General features: G+C 34.7%; 20 protein-coding genes. 14 read left to right on the top strand and 6 right to left on the bottom strand.

Annotated elements, in window-relative coordinates; genetic code table 11:
- Window positions 1-14: 14 nt before the first annotated feature.
- The 8 genes from EC501_RS02595 (at window position 15) to EC501_RS02565 (ending at window position 6,488) form a co-directional block, all read left to right on the top strand.
- The gene (locus EC501_RS02595; protein ID WP_122970726.1) at window positions 15-737 is read left to right on the top strand and encodes a small-conductance mechanosensitive channel; all 723 of its coding nucleotides are present in this window, start codon (window positions 15-17) and stop codon (window positions 735-737) included.
- Between the two features lie 77 nt (window positions 738-814).
- On the top strand, window positions 815-2,239 hold the full coding sequence (locus EC501_RS02590) for an amidohydrolase (protein ID WP_122970725.1): 1,425 nt from the start codon (window positions 815-817) through the stop codon (window positions 2,237-2,239).
- A 227-nt stretch (window positions 2,240-2,466) separates the two neighbouring features.
- The gene (locus EC501_RS02585; RefSeq protein WP_122970724.1) at window positions 2,467-3,060 is read left to right on the top strand and encodes a DUF5700 domain-containing putative Zn-dependent protease; all 594 of its coding nucleotides are present in this window, start codon (window positions 2,467-2,469) and stop codon (window positions 3,058-3,060) included.
- Between the two features lie 53 nt (window positions 3,061-3,113).
- Window positions 3,114-3,290: a hypothetical protein gene (locus EC501_RS18475; protein WP_174232635.1), complete on the top strand. Its 177-nt coding sequence runs from the start codon at window positions 3,114-3,116 to the stop codon at window positions 3,288-3,290.
- A 122-nt stretch (window positions 3,291-3,412) separates the two neighbouring features.
- On the top strand, window positions 3,413-3,934 hold the full coding sequence (locus tag EC501_RS02580) for a GNAT family N-acetyltransferase (protein ID WP_122970723.1): 522 nt from the start codon (window positions 3,413-3,415) through the stop codon (window positions 3,932-3,934).
- Between the two features lie 42 nt (window positions 3,935-3,976).
- Window positions 3,977-4,459: a tetratricopeptide repeat protein gene (locus EC501_RS02575; RefSeq protein ID WP_122970722.1), complete on the top strand. Its 483-nt coding sequence runs from the start codon at window positions 3,977-3,979 to the stop codon at window positions 4,457-4,459.
- Between the two features lie 323 nt (window positions 4,460-4,782).
- Window positions 4,783-5,772, top strand: coding sequence for an acyltransferase family protein (locus tag EC501_RS02570; protein ID WP_122970721.1), 990 nt, complete (start codon window positions 4,783-4,785; stop codon window positions 5,770-5,772).
- Window positions 5,773-5,993: 221 nt separating this feature from the next.
- Window positions 5,994-6,488: a CarD family transcriptional regulator gene (locus EC501_RS02565; RefSeq protein ID WP_158599661.1), complete on the top strand. Its 495-nt coding sequence runs from the start codon at window positions 5,994-5,996 to the stop codon at window positions 6,486-6,488.
- A 62-nt stretch (window positions 6,489-6,550) separates the two neighbouring features.
- Here the strand turns inward: EC501_RS02565 and EC501_RS02560 are convergent, their stop codons facing one another.
- Window positions 6,551-7,234, bottom strand: a complete 684-nt coding sequence (locus EC501_RS02560; protein ID WP_122970719.1) for a hypothetical protein — start codon at window positions 7,232-7,234, stop codon at window positions 6,551-6,553.
- A gap of 176 nt (window positions 7,235-7,410) precedes the next feature.
- On the opposite strand from EC501_RS02560, the gene EC501_RS02555 reads away from it, so the two are divergent.
- The 6 genes from EC501_RS02555 to EC501_RS02535 are packed head-to-tail and all read left to right on the top strand — an operon-like array spanning window position 7,411 to window position 10,254.
- A complete protein-coding gene (locus EC501_RS02555) occupies window positions 7,411-7,767 on the top strand; it encodes a cupin domain-containing protein (RefSeq protein ID WP_122970718.1) in 357 nt (118 codons plus the stop codon).
- 33 nt (window positions 7,768-7,800) lie between these two features.
- Window positions 7,801-7,959: a hypothetical protein gene (locus EC501_RS18470; RefSeq protein ID WP_174232634.1), complete on the top strand. Its 159-nt coding sequence runs from the start codon at window positions 7,801-7,803 to the stop codon at window positions 7,957-7,959.
- Window positions 7,960-7,999: 40 nt separating this feature from the next.
- A complete protein-coding gene (locus tag EC501_RS02550) occupies window positions 8,000-8,416 on the top strand; it encodes a GNAT family N-acetyltransferase (protein ID WP_122970717.1) in 417 nt (138 codons plus the stop codon).
- Between the two features lie 29 nt (window positions 8,417-8,445).
- On the top strand, window positions 8,446-8,661 hold the full coding sequence (locus tag EC501_RS02545; protein ID WP_122970716.1) for a hypothetical protein: 216 nt from the start codon (window positions 8,446-8,448) through the stop codon (window positions 8,659-8,661).
- Window positions 8,662-8,674: 13 nt separating this feature from the next.
- Complete coding sequence (locus tag EC501_RS02540; protein WP_122970715.1) at window positions 8,675-9,241, top strand: DNA-3-methyladenine glycosylase I; 567 nt, start codon at window positions 8,675-8,677, stop codon at window positions 9,239-9,241.
- Between the two features lie 20 nt (window positions 9,242-9,261).
- Entirely contained in the window at window positions 9,262-10,254 is a 993-nt protein-coding gene (locus EC501_RS02535; protein WP_122970714.1) for a S66 family peptidase, read from the top strand.
- A gap of 53 nt (window positions 10,255-10,307) precedes the next feature.
- Here the strand turns inward: EC501_RS02535 and EC501_RS02530 are convergent, their stop codons facing one another.
- The 5 genes from EC501_RS02530 to EC501_RS02515 form a co-directional block, all read right to left on the bottom strand.
- Entirely contained in the window at window positions 10,308-10,487 is a 180-nt protein-coding gene (locus EC501_RS02530; protein ID WP_122970713.1) for a small acid-soluble spore protein H, read from the bottom strand.
- A gap of 136 nt (window positions 10,488-10,623) precedes the next feature.
- Window positions 10,624-11,841 (bottom strand): alpha/beta hydrolase family protein, encoded by a 1,218-nt coding sequence (locus EC501_RS02525; protein WP_338322881.1) that lies wholly within the window; start codon window positions 11,839-11,841, stop codon window positions 10,624-10,626.
- A 32-nt stretch (window positions 11,842-11,873) separates the two neighbouring features.
- Window positions 11,874-12,410, bottom strand: a complete 537-nt coding sequence (locus tag EC501_RS18750; RefSeq protein ID WP_338322880.1) for a TolB family protein — start codon at window positions 12,408-12,410, stop codon at window positions 11,874-11,876.
- A 159-nt stretch (window positions 12,411-12,569) separates the two neighbouring features.
- Window positions 12,570-14,258 carry a GGDEF and EAL domain-containing protein gene (locus EC501_RS02520; protein ID WP_158599660.1) on the bottom strand — a complete coding sequence of 563 codons (1,689 nt, stop codon included), beginning with the start codon at window positions 14,256-14,258 and terminating at the stop codon, window positions 12,570-12,572.
- 717 nt (window positions 14,259-14,975) lie between these two features.
- The gene (locus tag EC501_RS02515; protein WP_158599659.1) at window positions 14,976-16,154 is read right to left on the bottom strand and encodes a beta-ketoacyl synthase N-terminal-like domain-containing protein; all 1,179 of its coding nucleotides are present in this window, start codon (window positions 16,152-16,154) and stop codon (window positions 14,976-14,978) included.
- Window positions 16,155-16,542 lie beyond the last annotated feature (388 nt).

Genomic DNA, 16,542 nt, shown 5'->3' with positions numbered 1-16,542 from the left:
TAGGGGGAAAGTGGATGGAAATGAGTAATAAAGCTTTAGTAGCAGAGGAAATTGCCGCAAATCCAAAGGTCGAAAGTCTAGAGATGGAACAATTCCATCAAAAATCTCATTTTTGGGGCCGCTTAACAATGTGGGCAGTTATTATTTTAAGTGTTCTGTTGCCGCTCTACCTTTCATTTGTTGTCGGCTATCACCCTGGATGGGGCCCGATTGTTGCAGCATTTATAGCCTATGCAGCCATGGTTGGATATGCATGGGTAATTGAACCAATTTCTTATTATCCAACATTAGGTGTTTCAGGTACCTACTTAGCCTTTTTAACTGGCAATATTTCAAATATGTGTCTTCCCGCTGCTGCAGCCGCTCAAAATACGATTGGAGCTGAGCCGGGAACGAAAAAAGGAGAGATTACAGCCGCATTAGCCATTGCAGCCGCTTCGTTAGTAAATATTGTTGTGATAGCCATAATTATTGCTAGTGGCTCTTACCTGATTTCGATTATACCCTCATCTGTACAAGCTACCTTTCAATTTGTCGTACCGGCCATATTTGGAGGTATTTTAGCTCAATTCGCTATTAAAAACCCGTTATATGGATTAATCGCTGTCATAACAGGCATCGTTATAAATTTAACCCCGATTATACCTTTCTTCAGAGGAATTATCTGTATTGCAATTACCATTACTATTTGTCTTTATTTAGAAAAAGTAAAAGCTCGTAAAAAATCTGTCGCTTAATTTATCTCTATGTTTGTTTTAATAGTTTTCGTATTTCCAATATTCATTAAATAAAAAAGAAAGAGGAGCTGTTGAAAATGACAAAAGAAAATATTTTAGAATGGATTAAAAATAATCAAAGTGTTTTTACAGAAATGGCTCAAAACATTTGGGACAATCCCCAAATTGCCTATGAAGAAAAATACGCAAGTGAGTTGCAAATGCTAACTTTAGAACAGGCAGGTTTTAAGATTACAAGGGAAATTGGCGGTGCCTCCACTGCTTTTGTAGCAGAATATGGCTCTGGTAATCCTATCATTGGTATTTTAGGAGAATATGATGCATTACCAGGGTTATCACAAACGGTAAGTACTGTTCATACGGAAGTGGTAGCAAATGGACCCGGACATGGCTGTGGACATAATTTACTAGGAACAGCGGGAGTAGAGGCCGTAATGGCAGTGAAAGAAGTTATGGAAGCCAAAGGATTAGTGGGGACGATTCGTTATTATGGATGTCCAGCAGAAGAAGTGCTATCAGGGAAAACGTTTATGGCACGAGAAGGGGTGTTTGATGATTTAGATTGCGCATTAACATGGCATCCGGGCACATCTAACTTTGTAGTAAATATGAGTATGACGGCGATGGTTTCAGTGAAATTTCATTTTAAAGGCATTACTGCCCATGCAGCCGGAGCACCCCATGCTGGTAGAAGTGCGTTAGATGCAGTGGAATTAATGAACGTTGGAGCGAACTATATGCGAGAGCATATGCTTGATGGTTCACGAATTCATTATGTCATTACAAATGGAGGGATGGCTCCAAATGTTGTTCCAGATCAAGCGAGTGTATGGTACTATTTGCGGGCAGCAACAAAGGAACAAGTAGATGAAATGCTTGAACGAATAGAGAAGATTGCTAAAGGGGCGGCAATGATGACCGAAACGGAAGTCCGTTCTGAAATACTAGCCTTTGCTTACGAAACGCTTCCGAATGATGTGTTAAATGAATTAATGCTTCAAAATATGAAACTAGTGGGAGCTCCTCTCTTTACTGAAAGTGAATTGGAATTTGCTAAAGAGTTGGTCAATACAGTGGATGAAAAAATCGTTGAAACGTCAAAGAAACAATTTGGTACTTATATTGAAGACATTTTACCAACTAGCTTTGACTACTATAAAAATTTAAAGGGTGTTTCAATCGGAGGTTCAACCGATGTTGGGGATGTTAGCTGGATTACGCCAGTTGGACAGGTTATGACGACCTGTGCACCGGTTGGCGTACAAGCCCATTCTTGGCAGGCAACTGCTGTCTACGGTTCTTCTATAGGTTATAAAGGAATGCATTTAGCAGCTAAAACAATGGCCCTTTCGCTATATGATTTGCTTACAAATCAAGAACTGATTGACCAAGCGAGACAAGAATTCTTTGTGGAAACGGGAGGGAAAAAATACGTTCCAGGAATCCCAGAGGAAGTGAAACCGCCATTTGCATCAAAAGTAGCCGAATCGACATTAGTGTAAAGAATAAATTCTTCGGATCGCTTTCAAGAACAATCTCTTGTTTTTTAAGAGATTGTTCTTTCCATTTTACCGAATACTTTCAATCTCATATTAAAAATAACTTTGAAAAAAGAATCGAGCTGTCGCTTCTAAAGTATCCTGCTAAGATGGATGATATTCGAAAGTCCAACGAGGTAGTTGAACAAATAATCTCTCAAATTGTCACTTTATACAAAAGGAAATACGATGTGGAATTTAATATAAATATCCATATAATTATAGGGTTGCATGGATCGAATGCCTTTACCCATCGTCAAATCATCCCCGACATCACTTTCTGTTTAGAAAAATTGTCATCGAAAGAGCACCATTTAAAGGTAATCATTGCCCACGAATTTGGTCACGTTCTACACAATATTCTTTCAGAACAAGCAGGGGTAAATTGGGCTAATATGCAATGGGAACATCCTTATACATGGCTATTACAAGAAGGTTGTGCAACTTACTTTTCTAAGCAAATTGTAGATGTAAATGAAGAAATTTATTTTCTATATGAAGAGGATAGGGAAGGGTGGCTACAATTTGCGAATAACAACAAAAAGGAAATTATTAAAGCTTTTCAATTGGATGTAAAACATTTATCATCAAAAGAGGTATATATGGAATGGTTTTCCATAAATGGTGGTAGTCGTTTCGGCTATACTCGTCTAGCTTATTTTATTGGTTACTCTATTCTTCAATTTTTAATCGAAAAGTTTGGAGAGCATAAGGCGGTTATGCTATGGAAAAAAGAAGAATTTTCTCATGAAATAGAGAAAGTTTTAATAAACTTTATAAATTAAAATCTTGAACGATATAAAATGAAATTAAAACGTCTGTGGAAGGAAGAAACTTTGTGAATATTTTTATCTCGATTATTTTATACATCGTTAGTTTAATTATATTTTATATCATCATTGAAACGGCTGTTCGAAAAGGAATTGATAGTTCCGTTATTGGCCGGTATTTAGAAAAAAAGCATGGAATGAAAGAAGAACAAAAATCCTTTTTCAGTAATGATTTAGATGATTAAACATTCACTATTATTAAAACTTTATAAGGAAATAAATGAAGCGTTCGTCCGTTGAAGGATAAATGCTTTTTTTATTGAATACTATTCATTAACAAATATAGGAAGATGAAGGGGAGGATAGAATGAACATTCGAAGGGCAACAATATCTGATGCAGAAGGAATTGCAAGAGTACACGTCGATTCTTGGAGAACGACTTATAAAAATATTATACCGGATAGTTTCTTAGCAAAACTGTCATACGAGCAAAGAACGGAATTGTGGAAACGAAATATTGCGCAAACGGGAAATTACGTGTTCGTTGCTGAAAGTCCAACGGGAGATATTGTAGGGTTTGCTGATTGTAGTAAAAGAAAAGAAAACCTAATTCCAAATTCAGGGGATTTAACGTCTATCTATCTTTTAGAAGAATACCAAGGTCAAGGGATTGGGAAGAAGTTAATGAAGCAACTGTTCTTGCAATTTCAAGAGTTAGGTTATGACACAGTGTTTGTGGAAGTTTTAGAAGACAATAAAACCCGCTACTTTTACGAAGCGTTTGGTGCTGAACTTTTCAAATCAGAAACGATCAAAATTGGTGGGAAAGAACTTGAATTGTTAATTTATCGATGGGAAAGTTTAGATGCAATTCTGTTAAATGAATGAAACAATACTGGGGAAATGTGGAGAAAAAGGTGGTGATGAAAAATGGAACAAATATTAGAAAAAGCATTAGATTTAAGGGGAAAAGGAAAGCTTAAAGAATCGAATAACATATTGATTGATCTTGTACAAAACTTTCCTAACCATGCTTCTCTTAACTATCAATGTGCGTGGAGTTTCGATGTATTAGGAGAGGAAACAAGAGCCGTTCCCTATTATGAAAAAGCAATTAAATTAGGCTTACCAAAAAAAGAATTGGAAGGTGCCCTTATAGGGTTAGGCAGTACATATCGAACAATTGGAGAATATGAAAAATCAAAAGAAACCTTTCAAAAAGGATTAAAATTATTCCCAAACAATCACGCAATAAAAGTCTTCTACTCAATGACTTTATATAATCTAGAAGAATATCAGCAAGCTATGGAAGTATTGCTTCTTTGTTTAGTTAACACAACGACGGATGAAGATCTATTAAACTATGAAAAAGCAATTCGGTTTTATGCCAATAAACTAAATGAAACGTGGTAGTAACGAATGAAGGGGCAATTATCCTATTTGATAATTGCCCCTTTTTTGCGGAGGGGAATTTTGGAAGTGGGATTAAAATGAAATGAATTATTGTAAAAAAATAGCACTCGGTAAGATAAAAGACACCCTTCAGAAATTTTGAAAATGGGGTAAATTTCATTTTTTATGAATAAAGCGCATTCATATAGAATAATTAAACGTTTATATAAGAAATCAATTAATTTTTAAACGGGCTATTTTTCATCCCGGTGAAGAAATTGGAAATCTGGAAGACTATGATTCTATGTTAGAATAGTAATCTGAAAGGAAAAGAAGGGATAAAAATGAACAGAAGTGCATATTTTGATAACGCAAAAGCCTTACTTATTTATTTAGTGGTATTAGGACATTTAATGTCTGGTTATCTACAAGAGAACGAGTATCTCGATACTTTATATTTGGTCATTTACTTATTCCATATGCCGGCATTTATATTAATATCAGGGCACTTTTCTCGAACGATCAAAAGTAAAAATGATTTGAAAAAAATAGGGAAAACGTTAGTGCTACCCTACATCATTTTTCAAATAGCCTATACATTTTATTATAAAAACATCTTTGGTGACGATGTTACCTATGATTTTTTTGAACCGCGTTATGCTTTATGGTTTTTATTGAGTATGGTCATGTGGAAATTGATGTTAACGATATTTGGCCGTCATTGGATTATGGTAGTAATGTCAGTAGTTTTATCATTATCTGTCGGCTATATTAGTGAAGTAAATGAATGGCTGTCATTGGCAAGAATATTTTTCTTCTTCCCGTTCTTTTTAATGGGGTATTACATGAGTCGTGAAAATTTCGTGAAGATGAAAAATAAATGGAATGTATCCATTGCGAGTATTTTAGGGCTAGTGCTTGTTATCGTCATCCATCTTTACGGAGATGTTCGTTGGCAAGAATGGCTATTTGGACGAATTCCTTATGAGGAAATCGAATTTTCAATTCTAGAAATAGGTGCGTTAAGCCGCTTACTCGTATATGTATTCATGTTTGTGGCGACTTATATTTTCTTATCTTTAGTACCTGAAAATAAGCGTTGGTACACAAATGTAGGTGCAAAAACACTATGTGTATATTTATTACATTTATTTATTATAAGAGCCTTTGAATCAACAGTGGCTTATGAATGGATTAAGGAAACGGGGAACTATATCCTATTATTTGGTATAGCGTTTATAATCGTTTGTGTCTTATCTAATAAATGGATTTGGAAAGTAATCGCCCCATTAATAACGGTGAAAAAGAAAAATGAACGAACTACGCAGAACTAGAGAAGAAATGATTCTCTAGTTCCTTTTTTATTTCACGAATAGCCCAACAGTGTAGGTTATGCGCGGTTTTGTAATGGTGAATTTTTGTTCTTTATTTGTAAAAAAGGCAAGTACAGCTTAGTGAAAGCATATATTGATATGTATCAACTAAATGATACGAGGATCCTTTGCTAGTAGGATGTTTATTTTAATTCAAAAGGTATTTAATGGGAGGTAATGTAATGTTTACAATCGGTGATAAAGTCTTTTATGGTGCTCATGGTGTTTGTGTGATTCAAGATATTCAGGAATTATCCTTTTCTGGGCAACAAAAGCATTACTACGTCTTACATTCTTATCATGATGCATCCATAAAATTATATCATCCAGTTGAAACGGAAGATTCAAAATTAGCACCCATTACTTCTAAAAAGGAAGCAGAGGGTATTTTAGAAATATTTAAAAATCCTCCTGATGTTTGGCAAGAGCGTATGGTCGATCGGTCTCAACATTATCAAAATATACTAGAGTCAAAGGATCATGTACAGATTGCCCAAATGATGAATACCATTTTGAGAAAGAAAAACGAGTTAGAACAAGATAATAAAAAACTAACAAATCACGATACGCAAATTTTGAAACAAGTTTCACCGATTTTTTACGAAGAATTAGCAATTAGTCTAGAATTATCCGTCGAAGAAGTCATGAAGAGAGTTGAAGAAACGATACAAAATTAATAGTTCATATATGTAAGAAGAGCATTTCGCCAAAGGGGAAATGCTCTTTCTTTCTTTATTTACTATATTTTCTCCCATTTAAAATGACCGTTAATATCAATGCCTAATTTAATGTTGTCATTTATCTCTATAACGATTGGGCTAACAATTGCATCTTTGGTGGAGAAAAACCAGTTCCTCTTACTAGGTCCTAGTAAAAGATGGACACCATCATCTGCTTCTCCCATAAAATTAAGGGATGTTTCATCGAGTTTTTCATTGTTTCGAACGGGAATGCCGATTGTTATTAACTGTTTACCGACATACATTAAATCATCAGTTGTTAGGTTCATTTCGCCAATATCAATGATTGTGTGTACAGAAAATGTGTCAACTTCCACTTTAGGATTGATATCGTGACGGGCAATGAATTCCACCACATTTTCTTCAGGATCATAAAAGTAAAGGGAGTGAGCATTAATGTTTTGAAAGAAAACTTCATCCTCCCCTTGATTGGTTAATAACGGTGTGTATTTTTGAATCCAACCCTTCGCAAGGTCAAAAAGATTGCTCGGAATATTAAAGGCAAAATGATATTGTTTGTATATCGTTGGTGAAATCAATTCAAAGGCAAGAATACTGTTACCTACAGCTATTTGAAACCCTTTTGGTGATTTTTCTAATATAGGAAAACCTAACTTTTCCCCATAGAAATTTATCATTTGTTCAAGGTTATGAATGTATAATATCGTTTTATTTATTTTCATAAAATAGTCTCCTAAGCGGTATTTGTTATGAATACTAATACAAATTAAAAAAGTTTACGTTAGACAAAAGACTGAAATTTCGGTAATTCGTTCAATAAATTTTTTTCAATAAAGAGGATTATCGGGTAAAGATTTGGAATATGTGATGTATAGTCTAGTATTTGGGAGGTAATCGTTTGCAGTTTTATGATTTTAGTAAACATTGCGGGAAAAGCATTACCCAATTTCAATCCCAATTTATTATGTCCCGTGTACTTCAGACGGATATGGAAACCCACATCGGTTGTATGTACTTAGAGGGAAATGGGGTAATTGGTTACCATCAAGCTATCGTTCCTCAACTTCTATTAGTCGTAAATGGTGAAGGATATGTACGCAATGACAAAGAAGGATATATAAAAGTTCAAGCTGGTGATGCCGTGTTTTGGGAACAGGATGAATGGCATGAAACAAAAACAGTGCATGGGTTAACGGCCATAGTCATTGAAAGTGTTGAATTAAATCCTTCTGCCTTTATGCCCTTACAACGATAAACGAATTTATAAGAAAGGTTTGAGGTGATGGGAATGGGAGAATTTATTGCTGCGGTCATTACAGTATTACCTATTATTATTGTTGCGTTTCTTATTCGATGGATTCGTATCATAAAAGTAAACAGCGATATTCAAGTCGAACAAAACAAACAAATTATTTCATTACTAGAACGAATGATTAACAACGAGTAAGTGGTTCTCTTCTCTTTAAATTTGTGAGGTGAAATTGAATTTGATCGAGATTCATCATGATTTTAGTAAAGTTTCCCTTAATCAATTGGAGGTAATTTATAAGGCTGTTGGGTGGGAGAAACATACAGAAGCAATTATTGAACAAGTATTTGAAGCAAGTAATGTTTATGTTTTTGCTACTGTGAAGGGGGAAGTAGTAGGTTTTAGCCGAGCTATAACAGACCATGTCTTCAACGCTGCTATTTATGATGTGGTCGTACATCCTAAATTTCAAAGAAATGGGATTGCGAAGCGCATAATAGAAAGTTTACTAAATCAATTAAAACAGGTTTCATGTGTTCACCTTATTTCTACAAAAAGGAACGAAGGTTTTTATAGGAAACTAGGCTTTAAGAAAATGGAAACAGGCATGGCAAGATATTTAAATTCCAATTTAATTGAAGATTATTTAGAATAATTAACACATTGTGGAATGGGGAGATATTAGTGGAGAAAAAGCATATTTGGTACTTTGTTTCGGGGATTTTAGTCGGAATAATTATTATACCAATTATTTTCCAATGGTTAGGGATACCAACATTTGACCGGTTGTTATACATGATTTTTGGAGAAGCAAATGTTGGGAATGGTATATTTGTTATTGTGATGACAATAATCGCAATAATTTTATTAGTAAGAGTACCTAAACCAAAAGTTAAATAAAGAAGGAGTTATTATGACAAATCGATGCCATTGGGTTACAAAAGAACCTTTATATATACAATACCACGATAACGAATGGGGAGTCCCTGTTTATGATGATCAAAAACTGTTTGAAATGCTATGTCTAGAAGGAGCTCAAGCCGGTCTTAGTTGGTGGACTATTTTACAAAAACGGGAAAACTACCGAGTAGCCTTTGACAATTTCGATGCAGAAAAAATTGTCCGCTATACAGAAGAAAAATTGCAGGAGTTAAAAGAAAATCCCGGTATTGTACGAAACAAATTGAAAATACAAAGTGTTGTAACGAATGCAAAAGCCTTCTTAAAAATTCAAGAACAATACGGATCCTTTGCAAAATACATATGGAGCTTTGTCAATCACCAACCAATCATTAATCATTGGGCCTCCGTAAAGGAAGTCCCTGTTACAACGGAAATTAGTGATGCCATGAGTAAAAAATTGAAAAAGGACGGCTTTAAATTTGTTGGCAGTACAATTTGTTATTCCTATATGCAAGCGGTAGGGATGGTAAATGACCACACGTTACAATGTTTCTGTCATCTATCAAATAATTCATAAGAAATAAGGGGTCGGTATAAATGGTTTTAAAAAAAGGTGACAAGATCGGCATTTTTACCCCTTCATCTCCAGCAACGGTAACAGCTCGGGAACGATTTGAACGGGCAAAAGCCTTTTTACAATCAAAGGGTTTTGAACTAGTGGAAGGGAAGTTAACGGGCCAAATCGACTATTACCGTTCAGGAACGCCTAAGGAACGGGCAGACGAGTTAAATGAATTGTTACGTAATCCAGAAATAAAAATGGTCATGTCGACGATAGGGGGGACCAATTCTAATAGTATGCTTCCGTATATCGATTACGAAGCATTCAGGAGCCACCCTAAATATATCCTAGGGTATTCCGATGCAACGGCTATATTATTAGCTTTATATTCAAAAACAGGTATCCCAACTTATTATGGACCGGCATTAATTCCATCCTTTGGGGAATTTGAACCGTTAGTAAATGATACATATCATTATTTTGAACAATATTTTATGGCTGAAAATAATCCTCCTTATGAAATTCCACTACCAACATTTTGGTCCGATGAACCGGTCAACTGGTTAGAAAAAACGACGGAAAAAACATTGTATCCAAATGAATGGAAAACCGTTATTCCAGGCAACGTTGAAGGAAGATTAATTGGTGGAAATGTTAATGCAATGTATGGATTTATTGGCACGCCGTATTTTCCGGAAATAAAACATGGGGATATTTTGCTTATTGAAGATTGTATGAAAAATGCATCCATTGTGGAGAAAAACTTTGCCATGTTAAAACTTCATGGAGTTTTTGATCGAGTAGGGGGCATTATTCTAGGCAAACATGAACAATATGAAGATTTAGGGACAGGGAAGAAACCTTATGATCTTTTATTAGAACAATTGGATGGTCATCAAATTCCAGTGTTAGCAGACTTTGATATTTGTCATACCCACCCGATGCACCCAATCGCCATTGGTAAAAAGGTGAGACTAAATGCAACGGAAAAGAAAGTATATTGTATTGAAAAATGGACTTTAGAATAAAAAGCTATGTAAAAAGAGAGAATCCTTAATTTTACTGATTCTCTCTTTTTATATTATTGTTCGATTAATTGGTTTAAAGGCACTTCCTGTTCCTTTTGAGGATCGTCTAACGGATAAATTCGAGCAGTTTCGTTATCTTCATTAACGTGTTGTATATACACTTTCATACCGTTATATAATACATTTGCAATAACTGGTGATTCTGAAATTTCTTGTGCCCTTTGAGCGTTCATAAGTAATAACCTCCTAGTTGGAATTTTGTAATAAAAATCTCCTCACTATTATTCACAACCTGTCAAAAAATCATTCGATGTTAAGGCTAAATTAAAGAAACGCCTCATTATTATAAAAATGAGGCGCTTCTTGCGATTAATCCGCATAACGTTCAAAGAATTCGAGCATTTTGCGATAAACCATTATTTCATTTTGTTTTTTGGAAAAGCCGTGTCCTTCATCTTCTAAAACGATGTATTCCACTTCACGTCCCTTTTCCTTTAATGCAGCTACAATTTGGTCAGATTCCTTTTGTACTACACGAGGATCATTTGCTCCTTGGATAACTAACATCGGTTTTGTCATGCCATCTAAATAGGAGATAGGGGAATCCTTCGTCAGTCTTTCTTTATCTTTTTCTGGATGTCCTACCCATTGATCCATAAATGGTTTCCAAAAATCAGGTACAGATTCGATAAAGGAGAAAAGATTACTTGGGCCGAAAAGATCAACAACCGCTTTGAAGTAATCTGCATGACGTCCATGAAGTAAAAGTGCCATGTAGCCGCCATAACTACCACCTAATAAAAGAATTTTCTCTCTATCGGCATAGCCGTTTTGAATCATCCATTCTATCCCTTCTAAATTATCAAGGCGTGGTCCATGGCCCCAGTCGCCTTCTACCATTTTTTCGAACTTTAAGCCGTAATTCGAAGAACCACGGAAGTTTGGTGCGAAGATGGAATAGCCTCGGTTTAACAAAACTTGGAACATTGCACGGAACCATTTTCTTTCTAACGATTGGGGACCACCATGGGGCCATAAAATGACGTACCCATTCGAGTTTTCCTCTTTCGCTTTAAAGAATAATGCTTCAATTTCCAATCCATCGAAGGAAGGATAAGTTAAAACTGCAGGTTCAACTAATTCTTCATCACGAACACCAGGTATACGGTAACGAGTTAACTCTTCCCAAGTGGTGCTTCGATCCTTAGAAACAAAAATATTGTTTGGTCTTGTAGAAGTTCTACCTTTGATATATAGATTACCACTTGGCATAACAATTAATTTTTCAATAATACTTGTTGGAGAGTTAATAGTCTCTAGCTTTTTACTTTTTAAATCATATGCATATAATCGATCTTCTACACCATAAGAGCCAATTATATAAAGTATTTGATCTTTCTTAGAAAATACTAAGTTAGTAAAATCTTCTTTTTCTAATTGTAATATTTTCTCAAATGTTTTCGCTTCTAAATCAAATTTCGCAAGGTAAGTTAAGTCGGAATCATAGTTTGTTAAAAAATAAATATCCGATTCCGAAGTGTAAACTACTTCATTCACTGTATGTTGATCTTTAGTCTCAGGCGTCATTAAAAATTTTTCATTATTTAGATGAACGTAGGCTAAAGAGTGAGTATTCCCAAACTGTTTAAAGGAAACGATTTTTCTTCTGGACTAACAGCTATTAAATAGGTAGGAGCTTCTTGTCCTTCGACTAATAGTTTCTCCTCACCACTTTCCAAATCATAGACATAGTTATTAAGATAAGTAGAATTTCCATAAGTAGTTGCGTAATATAGCCGTTTACCATCATCCGATATACGGGAGACTAAGTGGCGTTCCCCTTTATGAATACGTAATGGTACAAGTTTACCTCCTTGGGGAGGAAGGGCATAAATTTGTGTATTTTCATCTCCATCATGGTCAAAACCTACGACGATAAATTCACCTGTTTTAGCATAAGTAAGGCCATCGACACTTTGGTTATTAAATGTAAGTGGGTAAGGAAACTGATTAGGTAAATCCATTCCCCAAAGATTAAAATGACCGTTTAAGTTCGTACTGATGACTAGCTGTTTTTCGTCGGGACTCACGGTAAAATCCGCAACTGTTAATGTTTGAAAAAATTGTTCCACATCCGGTTTATCAAACTTCACCATAACAACTCTCCAATCTATTAAGATAGTTTTATATTAACACAATATATGGATTTTTCAGAAAATTAATTTTAGTTGTTTAGAAAGAGGGATGGCGCTTCATGAAAAACCTCTGTACGAGACTGTACAGAGGTGTAGATTAAATATAATTAGACTGTTGGATTAGTTTAATTCTTTAAGCCAGTTTTCCTTGAAATCATCGGCAGGGAGTGGGCGACTGAAGTAATAGCCTTGGGCATAATCACAATCAATTTCCTTTAAAAAGTGCCATTCTTCAAATCCTTCAACACCTTCTGCTATCACTTTCAAATCAAGCTGTTTAGCAATAGCTATAATTGTTTTGACAATGGCTTTGTTTTCGTCGTCCCGGTGCATGCCCATTACAAAGGATTTATCGATTTTTAATGAATCTAGTGGATATTTATTCAAATAACTAAGGGATGAATAACCTGTTCCAAAGTCATCCATTGAAAGGCTTATACCGAGCGCCTTTAATCGATTTAACTTTTCAATCATCGATTCAGCATACATTGCAATACTTTCGGTTATTTCTAAAATAATATTAGAAGGATCAATGTTAGCGTTTTCGATTATTGTTTTCACATGTTCTACAAACATTGGATCAAGTAATTGTTTCACAGATACATTAATGCTTATTCGGAAAGGTTCCGTTCCTTCCTTTTGCCAACTAACGCTTTGTTTAACAGCGGTTTTCAATATCCATTGGCCTATTGGGATAATCATTCCCGTTTCTTCGGCTATTGAAATAAACTCATCAGGTCTAACTTGTCCTAATATGTGGTTATTCCATCTAATTAGAGATTCCATCCCTATTAGTTTATTTGTTTTCAAATCTAGGATTGGCTGATAGTAAAGTTCAAACTCATCATTTTCTAAAGCAGTTCTTAAATGTTTTTCAATCATCATTTTCCGATAGAAGTGATGCTGCATTTCAGATGTGAATAATTGGTAGTTATTTTTTTCTCTTTCTTTTACATAGTACATAGCGGTATCTGCATTTTTGATTAATGTATTCGCATCATCGCCATCCTTTGGATAAATACTTATGCCAATACTTGGAGTAATAAAATACTCATTATTGTCTATTAAAAACCCTTCAACAAATAGCTTCAATAATCTTTTCGCTAATCCTTCACAATCTTTTGATGTGGAGCGGGGGAGCAAAATAGTGAATTCATCTCCACCTAGTCGATAAACTTGTGCGGATTGATAACTTTGCTTTAATAACCTTTCGATACGTCTTGATACTTCTATTAATAAGCAATCTCCGAAATTATGGCCAAGTGTATCGTTAATATATTTGAAACGATCCAAATCAAGAAACACGATGGCAATTTCACTTCCATTTATTTTTGCTTTTTCCAAAAGGTTCGTTAAATCTTCATTAAACATTCTACGATTCGGCAAACCTGTTAGTGCATCATGATTCGCTTGAAATTTAATTTCATCTTCATATTGCTTTCGTTCCGTAATATCTGTTGATACTGCAAGTAATGCGGAACTTTCATTTATATGAATCGGTACTTTTACCGTTTGTACCCATCTCTCTTCGCCAGTTGCAGCCGTAATGGATTCTTCAATTATGGAAAACTTCCCCAACTTATGACTATCAATTTCTTGATGGGCAAATGGTGTCTCTTTTATTGAATCTTTATTTATATCATCATCGGTTTTTCCAATCATATCGCGAATATCCTTGCCCATTAATTGGGCATACGATTGATTCATAAGAAGGTAACGTCCATTTTCATCTTGAGCATAAATATAATTCGGGTTCAAATCAATGACTTGATATAAAAACTTCCATTGATCATATAGCTTTTTATTCATATTGTTTACTATATTAAGATGCATTCGGCTTGAAAGAATTAAAATTGAAAGGGCATAAACTAGTAATGCAATAGAACTCGGATATAATCTTGCTGATGGGAGCATATTTAAGGTGCCAATTGCATAACCGATAGACGAAAAGATATTAAAATAAACTAAAAATGAGCGAATGCTCTTATTTTGTACATTTAAACTAATCAGAGAACAGAAAGTCATGCTAGCTATGAAAAGGAAAACGTTGGAATAAAAAATCCACGATAGCTCTCCATAAACAGGGTAGTAGAATATACTTGAATCTATCTGTTTAAGTTCAATGTTTTGTACTCCCTTATCACTCCATCCTATTATATAGACAAAAAAAGCTACTCCATAAAATAATAAGACTGATGTACGATTTACGAGGAATTGCCATTTTATTTTTTTATCATTGGACAATTCCTCATTCACAATTGTATATCCTATATGGAAAATCAATGGGGTTATCATGATAGATCCAAACCGGAATAAATTGAAAAAAAACTTAATCGTTTCGTAGCTAAATAGATTATAAGAATACAAAAAAGCTACATCTAATTGCCAAATGGAAATCATTAATAGAAATAAAAATATAATTTTTGATAAGTTATTTTTTTTAAATAAAACTAATAGTGTAATACCAACACATATAGGAATAAAAGATAATAATATTAGAAATATAAAAAACATGAAACAATCCTCCTATATATGTGTCATCAATAGGCAAGCGTTATTCCCACTACTACCATGATTAGTTATGCAGACGGACTCAACAGTTTGATATCTAGTTTCGTAAACGATTGGAAGTTCTTCGAAACCAATCCCTTTCGTTTTAATTGTAGGAGGGATAAATCCGTATTCCATTGACAGTAAGGACGAAATAATTTGCATTGCGCCCATGGCACCAAAGGAATGTCCAATCATTCCCTTTATGGAAGTAATCGGTACCTCTAAACCGAATGTTTCGTTATGGATGAATCGTTCAATTTGATCGTTTGTTTCGATACCAAGCGCCTGACTATTTATGTAGGTTGGTACTGTATTTCCAAGGGTTTCTTGGAAAACGCTAAGCATATGTTTGCCCGTTACATCAGATCTTAATAATTTTTGTGCTTCGTTCCTTGAAACAACGCGTTCAATTTTTCCATATATTTGTTGGTTTCGGTCGATTGCTGTTTGTTTTCTCTCTAAAACGATTACACCTGCACCTTCTGATAAAACAAAGCCTCGATGTTCCGTTGAAAATGGAACTCCAGCTTGTTCGATAGAGGTTTCTTTAGAGAGGATTCTTAATTTTTTAAAGCCGTTAATTGTCCATTGACCTAAGGGAGCGTCTGTTCCTCCAACAATACATGCATCCACACTGCCGTTCTCTAGTAATAGTTTCCCAATTGATACTGCATCTAAACTTGCGGTACAGCCAGTCGTTAATGTGTAGGCAGGCCCACAAGAACCAATTGCCTCGGCAACAGAACCGGAAAGCGTGTGCGTATCTGCATACGAAACACCTTGAATCGGAGTTTTTCTTAAATCGAAAAAATTCATAGAATATTGCTCAATTTCCAATATTGCTCCAGCGGATGTCCCCATAATGACGGCAATTCGTTGGGGCTGAAAATAATTTAACTTTGCCATTGCAGAAGCATCTACTGCAGTCGCAATAGCCATCCTTACAGAACGAGGGTATCGTTTGTAATCTTCTCCGTTTATTTCTTGAAAGTGATCATCTATCAAACCAGCAACAATGCTAGAATCGGGCTGATTATCAATGTTGTAAATGCTTTGGGTACAAATCCCATTTTCTAATACATGTAAAAAACTATTTTTGTCTGAAATACCAGGTCCTTTAATCCCATAACCTGTAATTACGATATCGTCCAATATCTTCACCTACAATGTTTGACTTTATTGTATTATAAACAACAAAAATAGATATGGTCGATAGATTTTATACTCTATCAACGGAAAAAATTTGAAATTCAATTTTAAATAATTGAAAGTTAGATGAAGTTTTACATTTTCTATTAATAATTGCGAAAGTAACTTCTTCATTTCAATTTTAAGAAGAACTAATCTATTAAAAAAAGGTTACATAAAAGGGCTAGAATAAGGCGTTTTAGGTAAATTAGAGTAATAGATTTGTAAAAATATATAAGTATAAAGATAGAATTTTATTAACACATTCTTCATCTACTTTAATTATTTCCATAAACTTCCTCAATATCCCTTTACTAAACTGGAATTGAAATCAGGATAGATAGGAGATGGA

Source organism: Lysinibacillus halotolerans, from assembly GCF_003711845.1.
GTDB lineage: Bacteria > Bacillota > Bacilli > Bacillales_A > Planococcaceae > Ureibacillus > Ureibacillus halotolerans.
This window is presented reverse-complemented; position numbering and strand designations above follow the sequence as displayed.

Bases quoted from the DNA above. Each gene is read 5' to 3' on its own strand.
- EC501_RS02575 (WP_122970722.1), top strand. From the start codon at position 3,977: ATGGAACAAATATTAGAAAAAGCATTAGATTTAAGGGGAAAAGGAAAG.
- EC501_RS02570 (WP_122970721.1), top strand. From the start codon at position 4,783: ATGAACAGAAGTGCATATTTTGATAACGCAAAAGCCTTACTTATTTAT.
- EC501_RS02595 (WP_122970726.1), top strand. From the start codon at position 15: ATGGAAATGAGTAATAAAGCTTTAGTAGCAGAGGAAATTGCCGCAAAT.
- EC501_RS02530 (WP_122970713.1), bottom strand. From the start codon at position 10,487: ATGAACGCTCAAAGGGCACAAGAAATTTCAGAATCACCAGTTATTGCA.
- EC501_RS18470 (WP_174232634.1), top strand. From the start codon at position 7,801: ATGGGAGAATTTATTGCTGCGGTCATTACAGTATTACCTATTATTATT.
- EC501_RS02565 (WP_158599661.1), top strand. From the start codon at position 5,994: ATGTTTACAATCGGTGATAAAGTCTTTTATGGTGCTCATGGTGTTTGT.
- EC501_RS02590 (WP_122970725.1), top strand. From the start codon at position 815: ATGACAAAAGAAAATATTTTAGAATGGATTAAAAATAATCAAAGTGTT.
- EC501_RS18750 (WP_338322880.1), bottom strand. From the start codon at position 12,410: ATGGTGAAGTTTGATAAACCGGATGTGGAACAATTTTTTCAAACATTA.
- EC501_RS02540 (WP_122970715.1), top strand. From the start codon at position 8,675: ATGACAAATCGATGCCATTGGGTTACAAAAGAACCTTTATATATACAA.
- EC501_RS02535 (WP_122970714.1), top strand. From the start codon at position 9,262: ATGGTTTTAAAAAAAGGTGACAAGATCGGCATTTTTACCCCTTCATCT.
- EC501_RS02520 (WP_158599660.1), bottom strand. From the start codon at position 14,258: ATGAATAAAAAGCTATATGATCAATGGAAGTTTTTATATCAAGTCATT.
- EC501_RS02525 (WP_338322881.1), bottom strand. From the start codon at position 11,841: ATGACGCCTGAGACTAAAGATCAACATACAGTGAATGAAGTAGTTTAC.
- EC501_RS02580 (WP_122970723.1), top strand. From the start codon at position 3,413: ATGAACATTCGAAGGGCAACAATATCTGATGCAGAAGGAATTGCAAGA.
- EC501_RS02560 (WP_122970719.1), bottom strand. From the start codon at position 7,234: ATGAAAATAAATAAAACGATATTATACATTCATAACCTTGAACAAATG.